Genomic DNA, 17,490 nt, shown 5'->3' with positions numbered 1-17,490 from the left:
CGGGGCCCCTCGCGCCTCCGTCTCAGGCACCCGGTCCCGCCGGGCGCGCGGACGGCCCCGGCGCCGTCAGCCGCGCTGCTGGAGGAGGTGCGTCACCGTGCACTCCCCGGGGTGGCGGATCGCGACGCCGACGCTGATGTTGTAGAACGCCATGTCGGCGAGCAGGCGGGTCGACTGGTCGGCGGAGATGCCGAGTTGCTCGATCGCGGACTCCCGCAGCCGTTCGATGCCCGCCCGGGTCGCCTCGGCGATGTCGGTGTCCGAGGCCGAGGCGCTCCAGGCGTGGATCTGGATCGTGAGCAGGTCGCGATCGGTGGTGACCAGCTCGTCGTAAGCCTTGGCGAGCACGGGCAGCCGCTGTTCCCGGGGGGTCTGGGCGACCGCCGCCGTCAGGGCCTCGACGATCCGGCCGCAGGCCGCCCGCCAGGCGGCGATGAAGATCGCCTTCTTCGTCGGGAAGAGCTGGAACAGGTACGGCTGCGAGACCCCGACCCGCGCCGCGATGGCGCTCGTCCTGGTGCCCTCGTACCCGGCGTGTGCGAACAGCGCGATCGCCGCGTCGATCACCTGGGCCCGCCGGTCCTCCGCGTTCGATCGAGCCATGTTCCCCATCTTAGCGACCAGCCGCTCAGCTTGTTACGCTAACTTAGCGAGCACTCAGTAAGTGAGTGAACGAGTCAGTGAGCCAGCGAGCCAGTGGGCGAGCGGGAGCGGGAGCGGGAGCGGCTGCCGGTCGCGGCCGCCATCCGGAGATCGAGGAGCGCAACGTGAAGCAAGAACCGTCTACCGCCGCCCCGCGCGGAACGGGGCTCGTCCTCGCCCTGCTGGGTGTGTTCCTGCTGGTGGTGATGATGGACAACACCATCGTCAACGTCGCCCTGCGGGCGGTCCAGGAGCAGTTGGACGCGTCCAACTCGCAGCTCCAGTGGGCCGTGGACTCCTACATCCTGATCTACGCCGCGCTCATGTTCCCGGCCGGGATACTCGCCGACCGGTACGGGCGCAAACGCGTCCTGCTCACCGGGCTGGCCGTCTTCGGTGCCTCCTCGGCGCTCTCCGCCTTCTCGTCCTCCCCCGACCAGCTCATCCTGTGGCGCGCGGTCATGGGCCTGGGCGGCGCGGTCGTGCCCCCGGCGACGCTGTCGATCATCCGCGACACCTTCCCGGCCGGACGGCAGGGCCGCGCGATGGGGGTCTGGTCGGCCATCGGCGGCTCTTCGGTGGCTTTCGGCCCGCTCGTCGGAGGTCTGCTGCTTGAGCGGTTCTGGTGGGGGTCGGTGTTCCTCGTCAACGTGCCGGTCGTGGTCCTCGCCGGGGCGCTCGCGCTGTGGGCGCTGCCCGAGTCGAGGGCGGCCACCCGACGGCGCCTCGACGTGCCCGGCATCCTCCTGTCGGTCGCGGGTGCCGCGACCCTCGTCTTCGGGGTGATCCGTGGCGGGGAGACCGGCTGGTGGGCGTGGGACACGACCGGCCTCGTCGTCGCCGGACTCGTGATCCTCGGACTGTTCGTCCTCGTGGAGCGGCGCCGCGCCGAGCCCACCATCGACGTGTCGCTGTTCCGCAACCGGGCCTTCGTCTCCGGGACCCTGAGCATGGCGCTGGCGTTCTTCACCGTCACCGGCGGCACCTACCTGCTCGTCTTCTACAGCCTCCTGATCCGGGGCGACTCCACCCTTCAGTTCGGCCTCGTCCTCCTGCCGGTCGCCGTCGGCAGCGTCGCCGCGGCCCTCGCCGCGAACGCCCTGACCCGCGTCCGCGGGCCCCGGTTCACCGTGTTGCTGGGGCTCGGGTCCCTCACGGTCGCGTTCGTCATCCTGTACTTCCTCGACGCCCGTACGCCGCTGCCCGTGATCGAGGTGGCGCTCCTGCTCGCCGGTGTGGGCATCGGCTCGGTCATGGCCACCACGACCCCGCTGGTCATGGCCGTGGTCGAGCCCGGAAAGGCCGGTGCCGGGGCCGCCGCCAACAACGCGATCCGCCAGATCGGCGGCGCCCTGGGCGTAGCCGTCCTCGGGTCGGTCTACGCGACCCGCTACCACAGCGGGATAACCGGCGCCCTCTCCCCGTGGACGCCCCCGCTGCCGGAAGAGGCACAGGACTCCCTCGGCGCGACCGCCACCGCCCTCGAATCCGCCGCGCGCAGCGGCGACCCGGGGCTTCTCCAGGCCGTCCCCCACCTCCGCGAGGAGGCGACGCACGCGTTCACCGACGCGCTCCAGTCCACCTCCTCCGTCGCCGTCGGCCTGCTCGTGGCCGGGATCGTCCTCGGAGTGTTCTGGCTGCCCGCTCGGATCGGCGGGGACCAGGACAGGGACCACGGCGGGGACGGGGGCAAGCACGGGACACGCGCGGAGCGCGCCTCGCGGTGACCGGGACGGCCGGTACGGCTGGCTCCGCGCGGGAGAGCCGGTGTGCGACCGTGCCGCCCCGCTGATCGAGACGGGAACGCCTGTCCTCGGTGACCGCTCACGGCCTGCCCCCGCACGGGGGCCGTGACCGGCTCGGGCGGCGCGAGGCGGACGACGCCCGCTCCTCCGCGTATTCCGCGCGACCTGTTCGGCGCGGGACGGTTCGGCAGGGCGCGACAGGGCTGGAAGAAGGGATCAGTGACAGCACCGGCCTACCGGCGCCGTCCTCCCCCACGCGTCCGGACCAAAGGGGAGCTACGGGGGCGGAGTTGACGCCGGGCGTGACGGCCTCGGCCTCCGGGACGGGCTCCTCCAGACGGACGGCTACGGCGGAACCGCCGGCGAAGGCGAGGGGGACCAGGAGGCCGCTGGTTACCCCGTACGGGAACAGGGACCCGGGGCCGGTCACGGTGACGGAGCGACCGGCCCGCGACCCGAGCCGCGCGAGGTTTCCCGTCACCCGACCGTGCGCCAGGGCGGGGGCGGATGCCTCAGGTCAGGACCCCTCCCCACGGGCCCAGTTGACGAGAGCGGAGAAGGCGCCGGGACCGAAGCGGAGAACCGGCCCCTCCGGCACCTTGCTGTCCCGGACCGGAACGGTGGTCGCTGCGCGGGCTACGGAGGGGGCCCACTCCAGGCAACTGTCACCGCCGTTCCCGCTGTAGGTGGACTTGATCCAGTCCACGCGGGTGTAGTCCGGGGTGGTGCTCATGGGGGAGTTCCTCCATCGTGGAGCGGATCAGCGTCGCCGAGTCCTTGGGGGACAAGGCGTAGGCCCTGACTAGATCGTATGACCGCTGATGCGCTTTGACGACATGCGTATCCTCCAGCAAGGTCCCGGTCGTGATGCTTTCCTCGTAGGCGACACGAGACCCGTCGTCGAGAGTGAGCAGTTTGAGTGAGCCTCCGGCCAAGGGATGTCCCCCGTGCGTGAATGGGAGGACCTGAAGGATCGTCGTGGCCGTGCAAGTCAGATCCGCCAGACGGGCAAGCTGCTCGCGCATGACCTCCGGACCGCCGTAGGAATGCAGTAGAACCGCCTGGTCAATGATTACGTAGAGATCCGGCGGCGGGTCCTGCGTCAAAAGGGCCTGCCGACTCAATCGCGCTGTAACCAGCTCATCGATGTCATGTTCCGTGAAGCGTGGATTGTGGACCCTGAACTGCGCCCGCGCGTACGCCTCGGTCTGCACAAGACCGGGCACGATGAGCCCGTTGTACTGCTGGATCAGGCTCGCACGGGCCTCCAGCTCCACCATTCTGCGGAACTGGTCCGGATGGAACTCCTTGCGCGCCAGCGTGTAAAGCTTCCCGAACCACCCGTCCGATGTCCCGAATGCCGCGTCCAGGAGCGCCGGGAGATCCGGTGGGATCATCGACTCCGCCGTCTCGTAGCGGGCCAGCGAACTCTTGCTGTACCTGATGATCGCGCCCAGGCTCTCCAGCGACATCCCGGCCGCCTCGCGCAACCTCCTCATCTCGGCGCCGAACATGTGTCGCGCGGAACGGTCCGGGGTCAGTTCGGTGGGCCGAGCCGGCATCGCAACTCCTCTTCCCTGGCATTCGGTTGGGACGTCAATTCCTTCGGAGCGTAGGGCTCGGCGCCGAGGATGTGAGGACAGAACCACCGAATCCCCTCCACCGAGTGAAGGTCCCCATGAAGAACGACGACGTATCCACCTCCATCTGGTTCGATCGGGTCACCGAGGCGCGTGAGGCGAGGGACGACCTGCGGCTGGCCCTGCGGGCTCGCGGGGTGACGCTGCCCTCGCTCGGGCTCGACCCGTCCTCGCTGGCCACCGATCCCGCGCGGCCCCTGGTCGAACTCGGCCGCGTCACCCCGGCCGTCGCACGGGACCTCGCCCGCGCGCTCGCCACAGCGGAGGAGGCCGGCCGTGAGTGAACAGGCGGTACCCGCCGGGTCGTCTCGTCCGCCGCGCCCCGGCGAGGTCGTACGGGACGAGGCGAACGGGCGGGTCGGGGTGGTCATGGGCCAGGTCGGTCCGTACACCCAGCTCCGGCCGCTCGGCGGCGGCCGCGAGTGGGACGCCGACCCCGGGCGGATCGTCGCCATAGAGCGGGCGGAGATCCTGAGCGCCCGGCTCGCCGTCGTGAACCGGAGGTCACGGCAGGGGAGGGGCTGAGGGGCCCGCCCCCGCCCACTTCGGCCTCGCTACGGCGCCTCGGTGGCCCGGCGGGCCGCGTAGCGGCGGGCCTTGGCCCGGTTGCCGCACACCCGCATCGAGCACCAGCGGCGGCTGCGGTTCTTCGAGGTGTCCCAGAAGACCCAGGCGCAGGCGTGTTCCGAGCAGCGCTTGAGCCGGGTGGCCTCGCCGGTGAGGGCCAACTCGCCCCACGCGACGGCGAGTGACGCGAGGGCCCTCCTGGCCGCCGTCAGGCCCGGGGCGGGGGCGAGCACCCCGGCGCCCCCGCCCCCGCCCCCGGTGGTGACGACGAGGGGGAGTTCGCGCAGCGCCTCGGCCGCGTCGCTCAACAGCGAGCGGTCCGGGGCGTCGCCGACGTGAGCGCCCAGTTCCTCGCGGATACCGGCGCGCACACGCAAACCCAGGGCGTGGTCGCGCGCGCCGACCCGCTCGCCGCCCCGCAGGAGCCCCTGTCCGCGCAGCCAGGCGTCGAGCTTGCGGGCCGTGTCCAGGTCGTCGGTGCCCTCCTCGACGTCCACCGTGTTGGCGAACGCCTCGACAAGCCGCGCGGACGCCGGTGCGTCGGGCATGTGCCACCTCCTGCGAAGGGGGCCCAGGCTACACCGGCTAACCGGCTATCCGCTTCACCGGGTAGCGGACGGATGCCTCCCCGTGCCAGACTCGACGCGCCGGGTTAACCGGCTTAAGCCGATAGACGGTTAGGGGAGACTGATGGGTGAGCGCCACGCCGGTACCGGGAAAGCGGCTCCGGTCGCGCTCGTGACCACCCCGCCGGAAACCACCCCGCCGGAAACCGCCCCGCCGGAAGCCTCCGCGCCCGGCACGGCGACGCACCCCGCCGCGCGCCACGGCACGCGCAACACCGTCGTCCTCCTCGTCTTCACCGCGCTCACCAACCTCGCGGACGGCGTCACCAAGATCGCCCTGCCCCTCATGGCCACCCGGGTCTCCGCCTCACCGGCCCAGATCTCGGCGGTCTCGCTCACGCTGTCCCTGCCCTGGCTGCTGGCCGCCCTGCACGTCGGGGTCCTGGTGGACCGCGCGGACCGGCGGCGGCTGCTGTGGGGGGCCGACGCGCTGCGGCTGCTCGCGCTCGGCGCGCTGATCGCGCTCGCGGGCGCCGGGGCCGTCACCGTCCCGGTGCTGTGCGTCGCCGGTACGGTGCTGGGTCTCGCCGAAGTCCTCGCCCTGACCTCGGCCTCGGCCCTGATCCCGGCCCTGACCCCGCCCGAGGGCAGGGAACGGGCCAACACCTGGATCACGGGCGCCGAAACGGTGTGCAACGAGTTCGCCGGGCCCTTCGTCGGCGGCCTCCTGCTCGCGGCCGGGACCGGACTCGCCCTCGGCGCGACCTGGCTGGCGTACCTGGCCTCCTCCTTCGTCGTCCTCCTGCTCGTCGGCCGCTTCCGCGCGATCCGGCAGGACACGGGGGAGGGCGCGGCGCGGGCCGTCCCGGAGACCGTCCGGGCGCAGATCGCCGACGGCCTGCGCCTCCTGTGGCGTCACCCGGTGCTGCGCGCGACGGCGCTCGTCCTGACCGTCCTGTGCGCGTGCTGGGGCGCCTGGCTCGCGCTGATGCCGCTGTTCGCGACCTCCGTGATGCACCTGGACTCACGGGAGTACGGCCTCCTGCTGAGCGCCCTGGGCGTCGGCGGACTGGCCGGTGCGCTGGTGGTGACCTGGCTCAACCGCTTCTTCGGCCGCCGCCGGGTCATGTTCGCCGACCTCGTCGGCACCTTCGCGATGATGGCCGTACCCGCGCTGACGGCCGACCTGCGGGCGGTGGCCGTCGCCGCCTTCCTGGGCGGCATGGGCGGCACCCTGTGGACGGTGAACTCCCGGACCCTGGCGCAACGCCTCGTACCGGACGGACTGCTCGGCCGGTTCGGGGCCGTCAGCCGCCTGTTCAGCTGGGGGGCCATGCCGCTGGGCGCGGGCCTCATGGGGGTGCTCGCCGAAGGGCTCGGGCTGCGGGCCGCCTTCGCCGTCTTCGCGGGGTCGGTCGCCCTGACCGTTCCCCTCTTCCTGAAGGCCCTGACCCGGCCCGCGCTGGCGGAGGCGTTCGGCGACCGGCGCGACCCGTGAGCCGGGGCGGGGCCGCCGTCGACGTCCACGGTCACCGAACCGCCGGCGGCCGGAGGTCTCGTCCCGGCCGGTCCCCGGACCCGGCACCGTACTCCGGCCCGCGCCGACCGGATCGCGGTCAGCGCCTTCGGTCCGGCTGCGGCAAGGGCGTCCCCAGGATGCGGGAGAGCCCGTAGTCGAAGCGCTCGTCGAAGGAGGTGTCCTCGAAGTAGGGGGCGGCCCGGGAGAGGGAGGGGTACTCGCCCGAGTCCAGCCGTCGTACGAACGCCGGGCCCCGCACGTCAGGAAGCGCCTGTTCCTCCTGGGTCAGCCCCAGGGTGAAGTAGACAAGGCTCCAGCCGGTCCAGACCGCCTCGCGCTCCGTCAGCCCGCCGGCCAGCAGCGCCTCGGTCATCAGGTCGGCGAAGCGGAGTGTGGCGGGTTCGGCGGCGTACGTACCGGCCACGATCCTGGCCCCGTCCCGGTGGGCCAGCAGGGCGCGGCGGTAGCGGTGGAACAGTTCGCGGACCCGTGGCTCCCAGGGCTCGGGCAGTCCGTCCACCGGCGCCCCGGCCACGATCGCGTCCGCCACCAGCTCCAGTAGCCGCGCCTTGGTCTTGGCGTGCCAGAGCACCGTGTTCATCCGGACCCCGAGCCGGTCCGCGATGCCTCGGATCGAGAGCCCGTCCGCGCCTTTCTCGGCCAGCAGCTCCAGGGCCGCCCGCACCACCGTTCCGGGGTCGAGCCGGGTCCGGGCGAGAGCCTCCGCTTGCTTCTTGGTCACTGACCCAGTCTACTGGACGCGGCGCTTCTTGGTCACCGACCAAGACTTTCTGGAGGAGCTGTCATGGAACACGAGCACGTCGTCATCTCGGGAGGCGGCCCCACCGGGCTGTGGCTGGCCGCCGAACTGCGGCTGGGCGGCACGCCCGTCACCGTCCTGGAAACCCGCCGTGAGCGGGACCCCCACTCCAAGGCCCTCACCCTCCACCCGCGCACCCTGGAGGTCCTGGCCACCCGGGGCGTGCAGGAGCCCTTCCTCGCGGAGGGGCGGCGCATCCCCAGCGGCCACTTCGGCGGGCTCGACGACCGGATGGACTTCGGGGCCCTCGACACCCCCTACCCCTTCACACTCGCCCTGCCGCAGGCCCGCACCGAGGAGCTGCTGGAGGAGCACGCGAAGGCGACCGGAGCCGCCATCCGGCGCGGGCACCGGATGACCGGACTCGCCCAGGACGAGGACGGGGTGAGCGTCGAGGCGGCCGGCCCCGACGGCCCGTACACACTGCGCGCCACCTACGTCGTCGGCTGTGACGGCACCCGAAGCGCCGTGCGCGAGGCGGCGGGCATCGACTTTCCCGGCGACGACGCCACCACCTGGGGCTTCCTGGGTGACGTCGTCCTGGACGACCCGCCCCAGGGAGCGGTGTCCGCCGTGTCGGGCCCGACAGGCAGCGTCATGGTGGTCCCGATGCCGGGCGGCATCCACCGGATCGTCGGCGGCGACCCGGACAGCACCGGCGCCGGCCACCCCGGCGAACTCACCCTCGACGCGCTGCGCGCCAAGGTGACCCGGATCGCCGGCACCGACTTCGGTATGCGCGACCCGAGCTGGCTCTCCCGGTTCGGCAACGCCACCCGCCAGGCCGCCGAGTACCGCAGGGGCCGCGTCCTCCTCGCGGGCGACGCGGCGCACATGCACTACCCGGCCGGAGGCGTGGGCCTCAACGTCGGCGTCCAGGACGCCATGAACCTCGGCTGGAAACTGGCCGCCACCGTCGCGGGCACCGCCCCCGCCGGACTCCTGGACAGCTACCACACCGAACGCCACCCGGTCGGCGCCGACCTGCTGCTCAGCACCCGCGCCCAGACGGCACTGATGAACGCCTACTCGGCGGAGGGCCAGGACCTGCGCGCACTGCTGAGCCAACTCATCGCCACCGTCCCCGAGTTCTCCCGAAGCCTGGCCGAACGGCTCTCCGCGCTGGCCGTCACCTACCCGGCCCCCGCACACCACCACCCCCTGACCGGCCACCGCGCACCCAACCTCGAACTCTCGGACAGCACGGACCTCTTCGCGCTGCTCCGGACCGGCCGCCACGTCCTGCTGCACTTCACCGGCACCCCGGCACCGCCCTCCACCCCCCACGTCGTCACGCACACCACACACCGGCCCGACCCGCGCCCCGCCTGGTCCACCGTGCGTGCCGCGCTCATCCGTCCCGACGGCCATGTCGCCTGGGCGAGCGAACAGCCCGACGCCGACGTCCTGCGGGCCGAGGCGTACGCGGCGGCATCCGCCACTCACCGCTGACCGGGACGCCGTGCTGCCGTCGGCCACCCGGCCGTCGGCAGCCGCCCCGCCCGCACCGGCCGCGCTCCTCGTCCTCAGGCCGGGCTCTCCCCTCGTGAACCGCCGTACGCGAAAGAAGCTGGTCCAACGCCTCGTCCCGGCCGCCGTGTTCGGGGAGCCCGCCGAGGTGCGCCGACTGCTCGCGGCCGGGGCGCCCGCCGAGTCCGCGAACCGGGAGGGGACGACCCCGCTGTGCGCCGCCCGCGCCTGGGGCCACGAGGACACGGTGCGCGTCCTGCTCGGCCACGGCGCCGACCCGGACCGGCGCGCGGACCACGGCAGCGGCAACTGCCCCCTGTACCGGGCCTCGCGCGGACCGTACCCGGGCACCGCGGACCTCCTGCGCGCCGCCGGGGCCGTGGACGGCGAAGGGGCGGCGGCCACCCGGAGGTGACCGCCGCCCTCGTCCGCCGGGTGCCTTACGGGACGATGTTCAGCAGGCGGTTGGGGGAACCCGAACCGGGGCTCGTGACGACTCCGGTCGAGGCGCCCGCGACCAGGGCCGAGGAGACCTGCGCCGGGGTGGCCGAGGTGTGGCCGGCCAGGTAGACCGCCGCCGCGCCCGCGACGTGCGGGGTCGCCATCGACGTACCGGAGATCGTGTTGGTCGCCGTGTCGCCGGTGCCCCACGCCGAGGTGATCGACGAGCCCGGGGCGAACAGGTCGAGCACCGCACCGTAGTTGGAGTAGCTGGCCTTGGCGTCGGTGCTCGTCGTCGCGCCGACCGTGATGGCCTCCGAGACCCGCGCCGGGGACTTCGTGCTCGCGTTGGCCGACTCGTTCCCGGCCGCGACCGCGAAGGTGACGCCCGCCGCGATCGCGTTCCTGACCGCCGTGTCGATCGAGGTGTTGGCGCCGCCACCGAGGCTCATGTTCGCCACGGCCGGCTTCACCGCGTTGCGCGCCACCCAGTCGATCCCGGCCACGACCTGCGCCGTCGTCCCCGAACCCGAGTTGTTCAGGACGCGCACGCCGACGATCCGCGCCTTCTTCGCCACGCCGTACGCGTTGCCCGCCACGGTCGCCGCCACGTGCGTGCCGTGGCCGTTGCCGTCCTGCGCCGTGTTGTCGTTGTCGACCGCGTCGTACCCGTACGAGGCCCGGCCGCCGAAGTCCTGGTGGCTGATGCGGACCCCCGTGTCGATGATGTACGCGGTGACGCCCTGGCCCGCCGAATCCGGGTACGTGTAGCTCCTGTTGAGCGGAAGCGTCTTCTGGTCGATCCGGTCCAGGCCCCAGGACGGCGGGTTGGTCTGGGTCGCGTCCGCGGTGAACGTGCGGTCCTGGGAGACCGAGGCGACCGCCGGATCGGCCGCGAGTCTCTTCGCCTGCGCCTCCCCGAGGTTCACCGCCCAGCCGTTGAGCGCCGTCGAGTACGTCCGGTCGATCTTCGCGCCGTAACTCTTCGCGAGCGCCTTGCCCGCCGCCGAACCGGCCTTCGGCGCACCGGATTTGAGGGTGACGATATAGCTGCCGGAGATCGCGTCGGACGCGCCGGCGTACTCGATGTGGCCCACCGGCGCGGCCGGGGCGGCCGTCGCGGGAAGGGCGGCCAGGGTGCCGAGGGTGAGAGCGGTGACCGCGGAAACGCTGATGCCGGCGAGGGTGCGCCGGGCCGATCGCTGAGCTGCCATCTGAAGGGTTCTCCTTGTGGACGGTGCGCCAGTGGGATGGAGCGGCCGTGCGGGGCGACGCTCTCGCGGTCCGTACCGGGGACACGAAAGATGCCATGCGCATGTCAACTTGACCCGCTCATGGTGTCGCCGAGACGGAATCCTGGCCAAGTGGCCCGGCTCGCACAAGAGCGCCTCGGGGGAGTTGGCCGGATGACATGGGACAGCCATCGCGGTGTCACACAGGGAAACAGGCGGTCGGGCGCGGACCGCGCGGGCACGGCGGTTCGTCACACGCCGCACACGGGCCCCGGGGCCGCGCACACCGGTCCCGGGGCCGGTGTGCGCGGCCTCCACCGGGCGCCGGGCCCCCGGCCGCGCGCCCGCCGGGGGGTCCGGGCGCGCCCGTGTCCGATACGTTCAAGACCCCGGGCCCGTGCGCGCCGCATGCTGAGCCCATGAGCGATCACCACCACGACCACCGCCCCGATCCGGCCACCGCCGGGTCCGCGGGCACCGGAAGCCTCACCGGGCCCAGCGGGTCCGCCGTGCTCGACCGGGCCGCCGCCTTCCTCGTCCGCGACGGGCGACTGCTCGAACAACGCCTGTACGAGGTGGTGTTCGACGGCGAGACGGCCGGTTCCGCGCTCGCCGCGCTCAGCGGGTACCGCAACGCGGACGGCGGTTACGGGCACGGCCTCGAACCCGACAAACGCTGCCCGGCCAGCCTGCCGGTTGACGCCGAGGTCGCGCTCCAGACGCTGACACTGCTCGCCGCGAGCGACCCCGCCGTCGCCGGTACGGCGCGCGCCGAGGCCCTGCGGATCTGCGGGTGGCTGGACACCGTCGCCGCGCCCGAGGGCCCCGTCTCCCTCGCCCTGCCCGTCATCGAGTCGTACCCGCGCGCCGTCCACTGGGCCGGCTGGACCCTCGTGCCCGGCCTCAACCCGACCGCCGGGCTCGCCGGGCTCCTGCACGGGCTCGGCGTGCGCCACGACTGGCTCCACCGCGCGACCGGCTGGTGCCTGGACACGGTGGAGGAGGACGGACTCCCCTCCGACGCGCACGCGGTCGGCGAGGTCATGGTGCTGCTCGCCCACCTCCCCGAGCGCTACCGGGAGCGCGGCGAGGCGCTGGCCGCCGCCGTCCCCGACGCCCTCGCCGGGGCCGAGCACTACCGCGCCGACGGCGAGGACCCCGCGTACGGCGTGACCCCGCTGCACCTCGCCCCCACCCCCGGCAGCCCGTGGCGCCCGCTGTTCTCGGCGGAGCGGATCGACGGCCACCTCGACCGGCTCCTGCGCGACCAGCGGGAGGACGGCGGCTGGGCCCTCACCTGGGAGCCGCCCAGCCCCTCGGCGACGTACGACTACCGGGCCGCCGAGACGCTGCGCGCGCTGCGCGTCCTGGCCGCCTACGGGAGGCTCGGACGCTGAGCGGGACCGGCCGCGGCGCGAAGCCCCCCGGGGGGCTCGGCGGGGAGGGGCCGCGCGGGCTATCGTGCCCGCCATGCCCGCGATCCGCGTCATCGACCCGGCCGAACGCCGCTCCCGGCTCGCCCTGCGCCACCGGCTCACCCCGGGGGGCCGCGCCGCACACCCCGAGGAGGCCGTCCGCTCGCTGCTCGCCGTGCACAGCACCGACCCCTCCTCCGTGTACGTCGGGCTGTGGGCCCGTCTGCGCGACGGCCGGGTGGCCGACGTGGAGCGGGCCCTGTACGAGGACCGGACGCTGCTGCGGCTGCTCGCCATGCGCCGTACGGTGTTCGTCACCGGCCGCGAGGACGCGCCGCTGCTCCTCGCGGGCTGCGCGCTCGACGTCGCCGCCAAGGAGCGCCGCAAGCTCCTCGGTTTCCTCGCCGCCTCGGGCGTCGCGGACAGCCCCGCCGGGGTCGAGCGCTGGCTCGCCGGGGCCGAGAGCGCCGCTCTCGACGCGCTCGCCGCGCGCGGCGAGGCGACCGCGGCCGAACTCGCGGGGGACGACGAACGGCTCGCCACCGAGATCGTCCTGTCCGCGGGAAAGAGCTACGAGGGGCGGCAGAAGGCGGCGAGCCGCGTACTGCTCCTGCTCGCCGCCGAGGGCCGGGTGGTGCGCGGGCGGCCGCGCGGTTCCTGGACCTCCCACCAGTACCGGTGGGCGCCCGTCGGCGACTGGCTGCCCGAGGGGCTGCCCCGCCTCGACCCCCGGGCCGCCGAAGTGGCGCTCGCCCGCCGCTGGCTGTCCGTCTTCGGCCCCGGCACCGCCGAGGACCTGCGGTGGTGGACGGGGTGGACGAAGACGCGGACCACCCGCGCCCTCGCCGGGGTCGCGCCCGCCGAGGTCCGCGTCGAGGGCGGCGCCGCGCTCCTGCTCCCCGAGGACCTCGACCCCGTCGAACGGCCCGCCCCCTGGGCCGCGTTGCTGCCCGCGCTCGACTCCACCCCGATGGGCTGGAGCGGCCGGGACTGGTTCCTCGGCCCCCACGGCCCCCGGCTCTTCGACCGTGCCGGGAACGTCGGGCCCACCGTGTGGTGGGACGGCCGGATCGTCGGCGGCTGGGCCCAGGACCGTACCGGCGAGTTGGTGTACCGCTTCCTGGAGGACGTCGGACGCGAGGCGGAACAGGCCGTCCAGGCGGAGGCCGAACGGCTCGCGGCCCGTCTCGGAGAGGTCCGCCTCACCCCGCGCACCCGTGGACGCACGTGGCTGGAGGAGGAGCTGGCGGACCGGTAGCGCCGGGGCGGGCCCCGCCGGCTCAGGCCCGGCGCGCGGCCCACACGGTGCGTTCGGTGCGTACCGCGAGGTCGTCGCGGTGAAGGAGGCCGTCCGGGCTGCCGTGGTCCAGCAGGCGGTCCAGCGCGGCGAGGTCCCCGGGCGACAGCACGCCGGCGACCGTCGTACGCAGGCGCTCCAGGCTGCTGAGGGCGTAGCGGCCGATCGCGGGGGAGCGGGAGCCCTCGACGTGCACCTCGATCGTGCGCTCGCCCTCCACGGCGAACCCGGCGGCGGTCAGCCTCGGGCCCCAGTCGGCGCCCCGGTGGGGGACGTGCTCGGCGTGGTAGCGCTCGCTCGCCGCGTGGCAGCGGTCCTCAAGGCCCGGCCGGTCCGCCGGCGCGTCCTCGGGCAGGAAACGCGGGAAACCGGCCAGCTCGATCACGGCGAGGAGCCCGCCCGGGGCGAGGGAGTCGTGGACGCGGCGCAGGGTGGCGTCCGGGTCGGCCATGTGGTGCAGCGAGGCCGAGGCCCACACCAGACCGGGCGTTCCCAGCTCCGGCCACGTCGTGTCGAGATCCGCCTGAACGGTGCGCACGCGGTCTTCGAGGCCCTGGGCGCACGCCTTCTCCCGCAGCCGCTGGAGGTGGGCGGCCGAGGCGTCCACGGCGGTGACCCGCGCCTCGGGGAAACGCGCGAGCAGGGCGAAGGTGCCCGCGCCCGTCCCGCTGCCCAGGTCCACGACGTGGCGCGGGCCGCCCGCCAGCGGCAGCCAGGCGACGACGGACGCGAGGTGGCCGGCCAGGACCTCGGCGTCCAGGTCCAGGATCTCGGCCTGGGTGCCGGAGTCGTGACCGGGGTGGTCGTGGGCGTGCCCGGCGCCGTGCGCGCGCTCCTTCCCGGGTCCGGGCCGGTGGGAGCCGTGCGGGGCGTCGTGGTGCCGTTCGGGGCGGGGTGCGGTGGGAGACATGCGGCCACCGTAAGCGCGCCTTGCGCCGCGCGCGTGCTCGCTTGCGGACAAGGCAAGACGAGGGTCCCGCCCGCTGCCGGACGCGCATGAGCGCGCCCGCCGCCCGGCCCCCTCCCGCCTCCCGCGACCGTCAGTCCTCCGGCGCGGCGGGCCCGGCGTTCTGGTGGCCGCGCCGGGCGTCGCGGTCGAAGATGCCGAGCAGCTCGCACGGACCGCCCTCGGCGCCGATCGCGTGCGGGAGCATGGTCGGGAACTCGGCCGCCTGGTTGGTCTCCACGCGGAACCGGCGGTTGCCCAGCAGCAGGACGGCGGTCCCGGAGAGCACGACCAGCCACTCGTGCCCCGGGTGGGCGCGCAGCCGCGAGGGGCTGTCCGGCGGCGGGCCGGTCAGCCGCTGACGGATGACGGTCATGCCCGGGTCCGCCCTCACGGGCCAGCGCAGCACCCCGTGGTTCCCGTCGATCACCGGGCTGGAGATCACGTCGTCGCTCGCGGTCTCGACGAGCTGGTCCAGTGACGTGTCCAGGGCGCGGGCCAGGACGACGAGCTGGTCCAGGGCCAGACGCCGCTGACCGTTCTCGATCCGGCTCAGGGAGGACTGACTCATCCGGGCCCGGGTCGCCAGCTCGTCCAGCGACCAGCCCTGCGCCACCCGCAGGGCACGGATGCGTTTGCGTACCAGGCTGTCCAGCTCGCCATCGTCTTGCGTCATAGGCAATATCGTATGCCTTCACGGCAAGTGGTGCCTACGGTCGAGGTGCGCCCCCGGACCGGGGGCCGCCCACCCGAGGAAAGGCCCCGCCATGACCGCGACACCCGCCACGCCTGCCGTCTCCCACGCACCCGTGCACGCCGCCGAACCCGTCGGGGACGCCTCCGACGCGCTGCCCGGCGGGACCGTCGACGCCGTCGTGATCGGCGGCGGCGCCGCCGGGCTGAACGGCGCGCTGATGCTCGCCCGCTCCCGCCGCTCGGTCGTGGTGATCGACGCCCGTACACCCCGCAACGCGCCCGCCGAGGGCGTGCGCGGACTGCTCGGCCTGGACGGGGTCCCGCCCGCCGAACTGCTGGCCCGGGGCCGGGCGGAGGTGCGCCACTACGGCGGGCGCGTGGTGACCGGCGAGGTGACCGCCGCCGCCCCCGCCGCGCCGTCCGCCGAGGGGGACCCCCGCTTCACCGTCACGCTGACCGGCGGCGGCACCCTGCGCGCCCGCCGCCTCCTGGTCGCGACCGGTCTGCGCGACGTCCTGCCGGACGTCCCCGGGCTCGCCGAGCACTGGGGGCACGGCGTCGTGCACTGCCCCTACTGCCACGGCTGGGAAGTGCGCGGGGAACCCCTCGGCGTCCTGGCGACCGGCCCCGCCTCCCTCCACCACGCGCTGCTGTTCCGCCAACTGACCGACGACCTCGTCTACTTCACGCACACCACCGAACTGGACCAGGAGGCCCGCGCGCGCTTCGCGGCCCGCGGCATCCGCGTCGTCGACACTCCGGTCGCGGCCGTCGAGTCGGACGGCGGGGGGATCACCGGCGTACGGCTGTCCGACGGCCAGGCCGTCCCGCGCCGCGTCCTCGCCGTCGCGAGCGCCCTGTGGGCCCGTACCGAAGGGCTGGACGGCCTGCGGCTGCCGACGGAGGACCTGCCGGGCGGGATGACGGGCCGCCGCCTCACCTCCGGCACGGCCGGGGTCACCGAGGTGCCGGGCGTATGGGTGGCCGGCAACGCCACCGACCCGAACGCCCAGGTCGGCGCCTCGGCCGCCGCCGGGGCCCTGGCCGGTGCCCACATGAACGCCGACCTGGCCCGCGCGGACACGGAGGCGGCCCTCGCCGCCGCGCGGTGACGTACGGGGGCGGCGTCAGGGGGCGGCGGTCCGGGCGGCGCCGGGACCGCCGCCGCGCCGTTCCCCGTGCCGTGCGCGGACAGTCCGCCCACGAAGCTGTGAGCCGGGGTTCCCGGGAAAGCGCCGGGCGCGGGCCGCGTAGGGTGCCTCCATGGAAGAAGTCCGGCCCGTAGCCGCAGAGTCCAGCACGCCCGCCGTCCGGGACTCGGTCGACGACCACGTGGACCGGTGGCTGCCGCTCATGCCGGGACTGGACCGCGACACGGAGGGCGCCGTCACGCGGATGGCGAAGATCCTCTCCCACCTCAACCGGGTCAAGGAACGCTCACTCGCGGACTCGGGGCTCGCCCGGCACGAGTTCGACACCCTCTTCACCCTGGCCGGACGGCAGGGGCTGGCCACCCCCAAGGAACTCGCGGGCGACCTCAACCTGGCCCCCGCCTCCGTCACGGGGCGGCTCGACGCCCTCGAACAGCGCGGCTACGTACGCCGCGTCCCCTCCGCCGACGACCGGCGCCGGGTCGCCGTCCACCTCACCGAGCAGGGCAGGGCCGCGTGGCGCGGCGCCCTGGACGTACAGGGCCACGAGGAGGACCGTGTCTTCGGCGTCCTCGCCGCACCCGAACGCCGGGTCCTCAGCGACCTGTTGCGGCACGTGCTGAGCGCCGCCGAGCGGACCCCCGCGCGCTGAGACGCCCACGCCGCGAGCGGGGCGCCCCGCCTCAGACGCTCAGCCCCCGGGCGTAGTTGACCTGGCCCATGACGATGTGGAAGGTCTCCGGGCTGTTCGCCGGCACCATCGTCACGTGGTGACGGCCGCCGCTGCTCACCGTGACCTGCACGAAGCCCGTGGTCTTCTTCTCCTTCATGAGGAGGAACAGCAGGCCGAGCCCGCACAGCAGCACCCCGAGGATGATGCCGAGCACGATCCCGGTCTGCGCCATCTTCTCCTCGGTGCGCGACAAGTCCGTCACCGTCCACACCGCGCCCTGGAGCGGGAGCGTCCCGACCGGCGTCAGGATGCCGTTCTGCGTCACGACGACGTCCCCGATCGTGACGAGCGGCGTCGCCCCCGCCACCGGGACCGGGTACGCCCCCGGCGCGCCGAAACCGGGCGGCGGGGCGTCCTGGGGATAGCCGTAGGCGGGCTGCGGCGGCTGCGGGTAGCCGTAACCCGGCGCGCCCGGACCCCACGTGTAGCCCTTGCCCTCACCTGGGCCGTTCTCCCCCTCGTACCCCGAGGCGTACGGGTTCTGCTCGCTCATCCTGTCCCCCCGCTGTGTCGCGACCTGCTGCGTGGACGATGGTGACACACGCGAAAGCGCCGCGGCCCCCCACCCGCACGCCCGTCGACGGGCTGTTACGGAGCGGGGGGCCGCGGC

19 protein-coding genes are annotated in these 17,490 nt (G+C 74.1%); 10 read left to right on the top strand and 9 right to left on the bottom strand.

Annotated features, from left to right (window positions below; all coding sequences use genetic code 11):
* Window positions 1–66 precede the first annotated feature (66 nt).
* Window positions 67–603 carry a TetR/AcrR family transcriptional regulator gene (locus ACFYMP_RS21860; protein ID WP_388860077.1) on the bottom strand — a complete coding sequence of 179 codons (537 nt, stop codon included), beginning with the start codon at window positions 601–603 and terminating at the stop codon, window positions 67–69.
* Between the two features lie 164 nt (window positions 604–767).
* Here ACFYMP_RS21860 and ACFYMP_RS21855 point away from each other — a divergent pair, with 164 nt between their 5' ends.
* On the top strand, window positions 768–2,369 hold the full coding sequence (locus tag ACFYMP_RS21855) for an MFS transporter (protein WP_388860074.1): 1,602 nt from the start codon (window positions 768–770) through the stop codon (window positions 2,367–2,369).
* A 535-nt stretch (window positions 2,370–2,904) separates the two neighbouring features.
* On the opposite strand, the gene ACFYMP_RS21850 is transcribed toward ACFYMP_RS21855, so the two are convergent.
* Together ACFYMP_RS21850 and ACFYMP_RS21845 are read right to left on the bottom strand one after the other, a co-directional pair.
* Window positions 2,905–3,120: a DUF397 domain-containing protein gene (locus ACFYMP_RS21850; RefSeq protein ID WP_388860071.1), complete on the bottom strand. Its 216-nt coding sequence runs from the start codon at window positions 3,118–3,120 to the stop codon at window positions 2,905–2,907.
* The gene (locus tag ACFYMP_RS21845) at window positions 3,053–3,949 is read right to left on the bottom strand and encodes a helix-turn-helix transcriptional regulator (protein WP_388860068.1); all 897 of its coding nucleotides are present in this window, start codon (window positions 3,947–3,949) and stop codon (window positions 3,053–3,055) included. The genes ACFYMP_RS21850 and ACFYMP_RS21845 overlap by 68 nt, the downstream gene beginning before the upstream one ends.
* Before the next feature lie 116 nt (window positions 3,950–4,065).
* Between ACFYMP_RS21845 and ACFYMP_RS21840 the strand changes: the two genes are divergently transcribed.
* Both ACFYMP_RS21840 and ACFYMP_RS21835 read left to right on the top strand, forming a co-directional pair.
* Window positions 4,066–4,311: a hypothetical protein gene (locus ACFYMP_RS21840; protein WP_388860065.1), complete on the top strand. Its 246-nt coding sequence runs from the start codon at window positions 4,066–4,068 to the stop codon at window positions 4,309–4,311.
* Entirely contained in the window at window positions 4,304–4,552 is a 249-nt protein-coding gene (locus tag ACFYMP_RS21835) for a hypothetical protein (protein WP_388860062.1), read from the top strand. The genes ACFYMP_RS21840 and ACFYMP_RS21835 overlap by 8 nt, the downstream gene beginning before the upstream one ends.
* A gap of 29 nt (window positions 4,553–4,581) precedes the next feature.
* Here the strand turns inward: ACFYMP_RS21835 and ACFYMP_RS21830 are convergent, their stop codons facing one another.
* The gene (locus ACFYMP_RS21830; RefSeq protein ID WP_388860059.1) at window positions 4,582–5,142 is read right to left on the bottom strand and encodes a CGNR zinc finger domain-containing protein; all 561 of its coding nucleotides are present in this window, start codon (window positions 5,140–5,142) and stop codon (window positions 4,582–4,584) included.
* A gap of 142 nt (window positions 5,143–5,284) precedes the next feature.
* On the opposite strand from ACFYMP_RS21830, the gene ACFYMP_RS21825 reads away from it, so the two are divergent.
* Window positions 5,285–6,658 (top strand): MFS transporter, encoded by a 1,374-nt coding sequence (locus ACFYMP_RS21825; protein WP_388860056.1) that lies wholly within the window; start codon window positions 5,285–5,287, stop codon window positions 6,656–6,658.
* 118 nt (window positions 6,659–6,776) lie between these two features.
* On the opposite strand, the gene ACFYMP_RS21820 is transcribed toward ACFYMP_RS21825, so the two are convergent.
* On the bottom strand, window positions 6,777–7,421 hold the full coding sequence (locus tag ACFYMP_RS21820) for a TetR/AcrR family transcriptional regulator C-terminal domain-containing protein (protein WP_388860053.1): 645 nt from the start codon (window positions 7,419–7,421) through the stop codon (window positions 6,777–6,779).
* 63 nt (window positions 7,422–7,484) lie between these two features.
* Between ACFYMP_RS21820 and ACFYMP_RS21815 the strand changes: the two genes are divergently transcribed.
* Both ACFYMP_RS21815 and ACFYMP_RS21810 read left to right on the top strand, forming a co-directional pair.
* A complete protein-coding gene (locus ACFYMP_RS21815) occupies window positions 7,485–8,951 on the top strand; it encodes an FAD-dependent monooxygenase (protein WP_388860050.1) in 1,467 nt (488 codons plus the stop codon).
* A 94-nt stretch (window positions 8,952–9,045) separates the two neighbouring features.
* The gene (locus tag ACFYMP_RS21810) at window positions 9,046–9,384 is read left to right on the top strand and encodes an ankyrin repeat domain-containing protein (RefSeq protein WP_388860047.1); all 339 of its coding nucleotides are present in this window, start codon (window positions 9,046–9,048) and stop codon (window positions 9,382–9,384) included.
* A gap of 25 nt (window positions 9,385–9,409) precedes the next feature.
* On the opposite strand, the gene ACFYMP_RS21805 is transcribed toward ACFYMP_RS21810, so the two are convergent.
* The gene (locus ACFYMP_RS21805) at window positions 9,410–10,624 is read right to left on the bottom strand and encodes a S8 family peptidase (RefSeq protein WP_388860044.1); all 1,215 of its coding nucleotides are present in this window, start codon (window positions 10,622–10,624) and stop codon (window positions 9,410–9,412) included.
* A gap of 437 nt (window positions 10,625–11,061) precedes the next feature.
* On the opposite strand from ACFYMP_RS21805, the gene ACFYMP_RS21800 reads away from it, so the two are divergent.
* The gene (locus tag ACFYMP_RS21800) at window positions 11,062–12,039 is read left to right on the top strand and encodes a hypothetical protein (protein WP_388860041.1); all 978 of its coding nucleotides are present in this window, start codon (window positions 11,062–11,064) and stop codon (window positions 12,037–12,039) included.
* A gap of 73 nt (window positions 12,040–12,112) precedes the next feature.
* Complete coding sequence (locus ACFYMP_RS21795) at window positions 12,113–13,315, top strand: winged helix DNA-binding domain-containing protein (RefSeq protein ID WP_388860038.1); 1,203 nt, start codon at window positions 12,113–12,115, stop codon at window positions 13,313–13,315.
* Window positions 13,316–13,337: 22 nt separating this feature from the next.
* Here ACFYMP_RS21795 and ACFYMP_RS21790 read toward each other — a convergent pair whose 3' ends face one another.
* Both ACFYMP_RS21790 and ACFYMP_RS21785 read right to left on the bottom strand, forming a co-directional pair.
* Window positions 13,338–14,264 carry a class I SAM-dependent methyltransferase gene (locus ACFYMP_RS21790; RefSeq protein WP_388860035.1) on the bottom strand — a complete coding sequence of 309 codons (927 nt, stop codon included), beginning with the start codon at window positions 14,262–14,264 and terminating at the stop codon, window positions 13,338–13,340.
* Window positions 14,265–14,394: 130 nt separating this feature from the next.
* On the bottom strand, window positions 14,395–14,976 hold the full coding sequence (locus tag ACFYMP_RS21785; RefSeq protein ID WP_388860032.1) for a helix-turn-helix domain-containing protein: 582 nt from the start codon (window positions 14,974–14,976) through the stop codon (window positions 14,395–14,397).
* A gap of 91 nt (window positions 14,977–15,067) precedes the next feature.
* Here ACFYMP_RS21785 and ACFYMP_RS21780 point away from each other — a divergent pair, with 91 nt between their 5' ends.
* Both ACFYMP_RS21780 and ACFYMP_RS21775 read left to right on the top strand, forming a co-directional pair.
* Complete coding sequence (locus tag ACFYMP_RS21780; protein ID WP_388860029.1) at window positions 15,068–16,108, top strand: NAD(P)/FAD-dependent oxidoreductase; 1,041 nt, start codon at window positions 15,068–15,070, stop codon at window positions 16,106–16,108.
* 151 nt (window positions 16,109–16,259) lie between these two features.
* Complete coding sequence (locus tag ACFYMP_RS21775) at window positions 16,260–16,799, top strand: MarR family winged helix-turn-helix transcriptional regulator (RefSeq protein ID WP_388860026.1); 540 nt, start codon at window positions 16,260–16,262, stop codon at window positions 16,797–16,799.
* A 31-nt stretch (window positions 16,800–16,830) separates the two neighbouring features.
* Here ACFYMP_RS21775 and ACFYMP_RS21770 read toward each other — a convergent pair whose 3' ends face one another.
* A complete protein-coding gene (locus ACFYMP_RS21770; RefSeq protein WP_388860023.1) occupies window positions 16,831–17,373 on the bottom strand; it encodes a hypothetical protein in 543 nt (180 codons plus the stop codon).
* Window positions 17,374–17,490: the final 117 nt, after the last annotated feature.

Source organism: Streptomyces sp. NPDC007088, from assembly GCF_042869355.1.
Taxonomy (GTDB): domain Bacteria; phylum Actinomycetota; class Actinomycetes; order Streptomycetales; family Streptomycetaceae; genus Streptomyces.
This window is presented reverse-complemented; position numbering and strand designations above follow the sequence as displayed.

Bases quoted from the DNA above. Each gene is read 5' to 3' on its own strand.
- ACFYMP_RS21780 (WP_388860029.1), top strand. From the start codon at position 15,068: ATGACCGCGACACCCGCCACGCCTGCCGTCTCCCACGCACCCGTGCAC.
- ACFYMP_RS21845 (WP_388860068.1), bottom strand. From the start codon at position 3,949: ATGCCGGCTCGGCCCACCGAACTGACCCCGGACCGTTCCGCGCGACAC.
- ACFYMP_RS21850 (WP_388860071.1), bottom strand. From the start codon at position 3,120: ATGAGCACCACCCCGGACTACACCCGCGTGGACTGGATCAAGTCCACC.
- ACFYMP_RS21840 (WP_388860065.1), top strand. From the start codon at position 4,066: ATGAAGAACGACGACGTATCCACCTCCATCTGGTTCGATCGGGTCACC.
- ACFYMP_RS21830 (WP_388860059.1), bottom strand. From the start codon at position 5,142: ATGCCCGACGCACCGGCGTCCGCGCGGCTTGTCGAGGCGTTCGCCAAC.
- ACFYMP_RS21790 (WP_388860035.1), bottom strand. From the start codon at position 14,264: ATGTCTCCCACCGCACCCCGCCCCGAACGGCACCACGACGCCCCGCAC.
- ACFYMP_RS21860 (WP_388860077.1), bottom strand. From the start codon at position 603: ATGGCTCGATCGAACGCGGAGGACCGGCGGGCCCAGGTGATCGACGCG.
- ACFYMP_RS21785 (WP_388860032.1), bottom strand. From the start codon at position 14,976: ATGACGCAAGACGATGGCGAGCTGGACAGCCTGGTACGCAAACGCATC.
- ACFYMP_RS21795 (WP_388860038.1), top strand. From the start codon at position 12,113: ATGCCCGCGATCCGCGTCATCGACCCGGCCGAACGCCGCTCCCGGCTC.
- ACFYMP_RS21825 (WP_388860056.1), top strand. From the start codon at position 5,285: ATGGGTGAGCGCCACGCCGGTACCGGGAAAGCGGCTCCGGTCGCGCTC.
- ACFYMP_RS21770 (WP_388860023.1), bottom strand. From the start codon at position 17,373: ATGAGCGAGCAGAACCCGTACGCCTCGGGGTACGAGGGGGAGAACGGC.
- ACFYMP_RS21805 (WP_388860044.1), bottom strand. From the start codon at position 10,624: ATGGCAGCTCAGCGATCGGCCCGGCGCACCCTCGCCGGCATCAGCGTT.
- ACFYMP_RS21800 (WP_388860041.1), top strand. From the start codon at position 11,062: ATGAGCGATCACCACCACGACCACCGCCCCGATCCGGCCACCGCCGGG.
- ACFYMP_RS21815 (WP_388860050.1), top strand. From the start codon at position 7,485: ATGGAACACGAGCACGTCGTCATCTCGGGAGGCGGCCCCACCGGGCTG.
- ACFYMP_RS21775 (WP_388860026.1), top strand. From the start codon at position 16,260: ATGGAAGAAGTCCGGCCCGTAGCCGCAGAGTCCAGCACGCCCGCCGTC.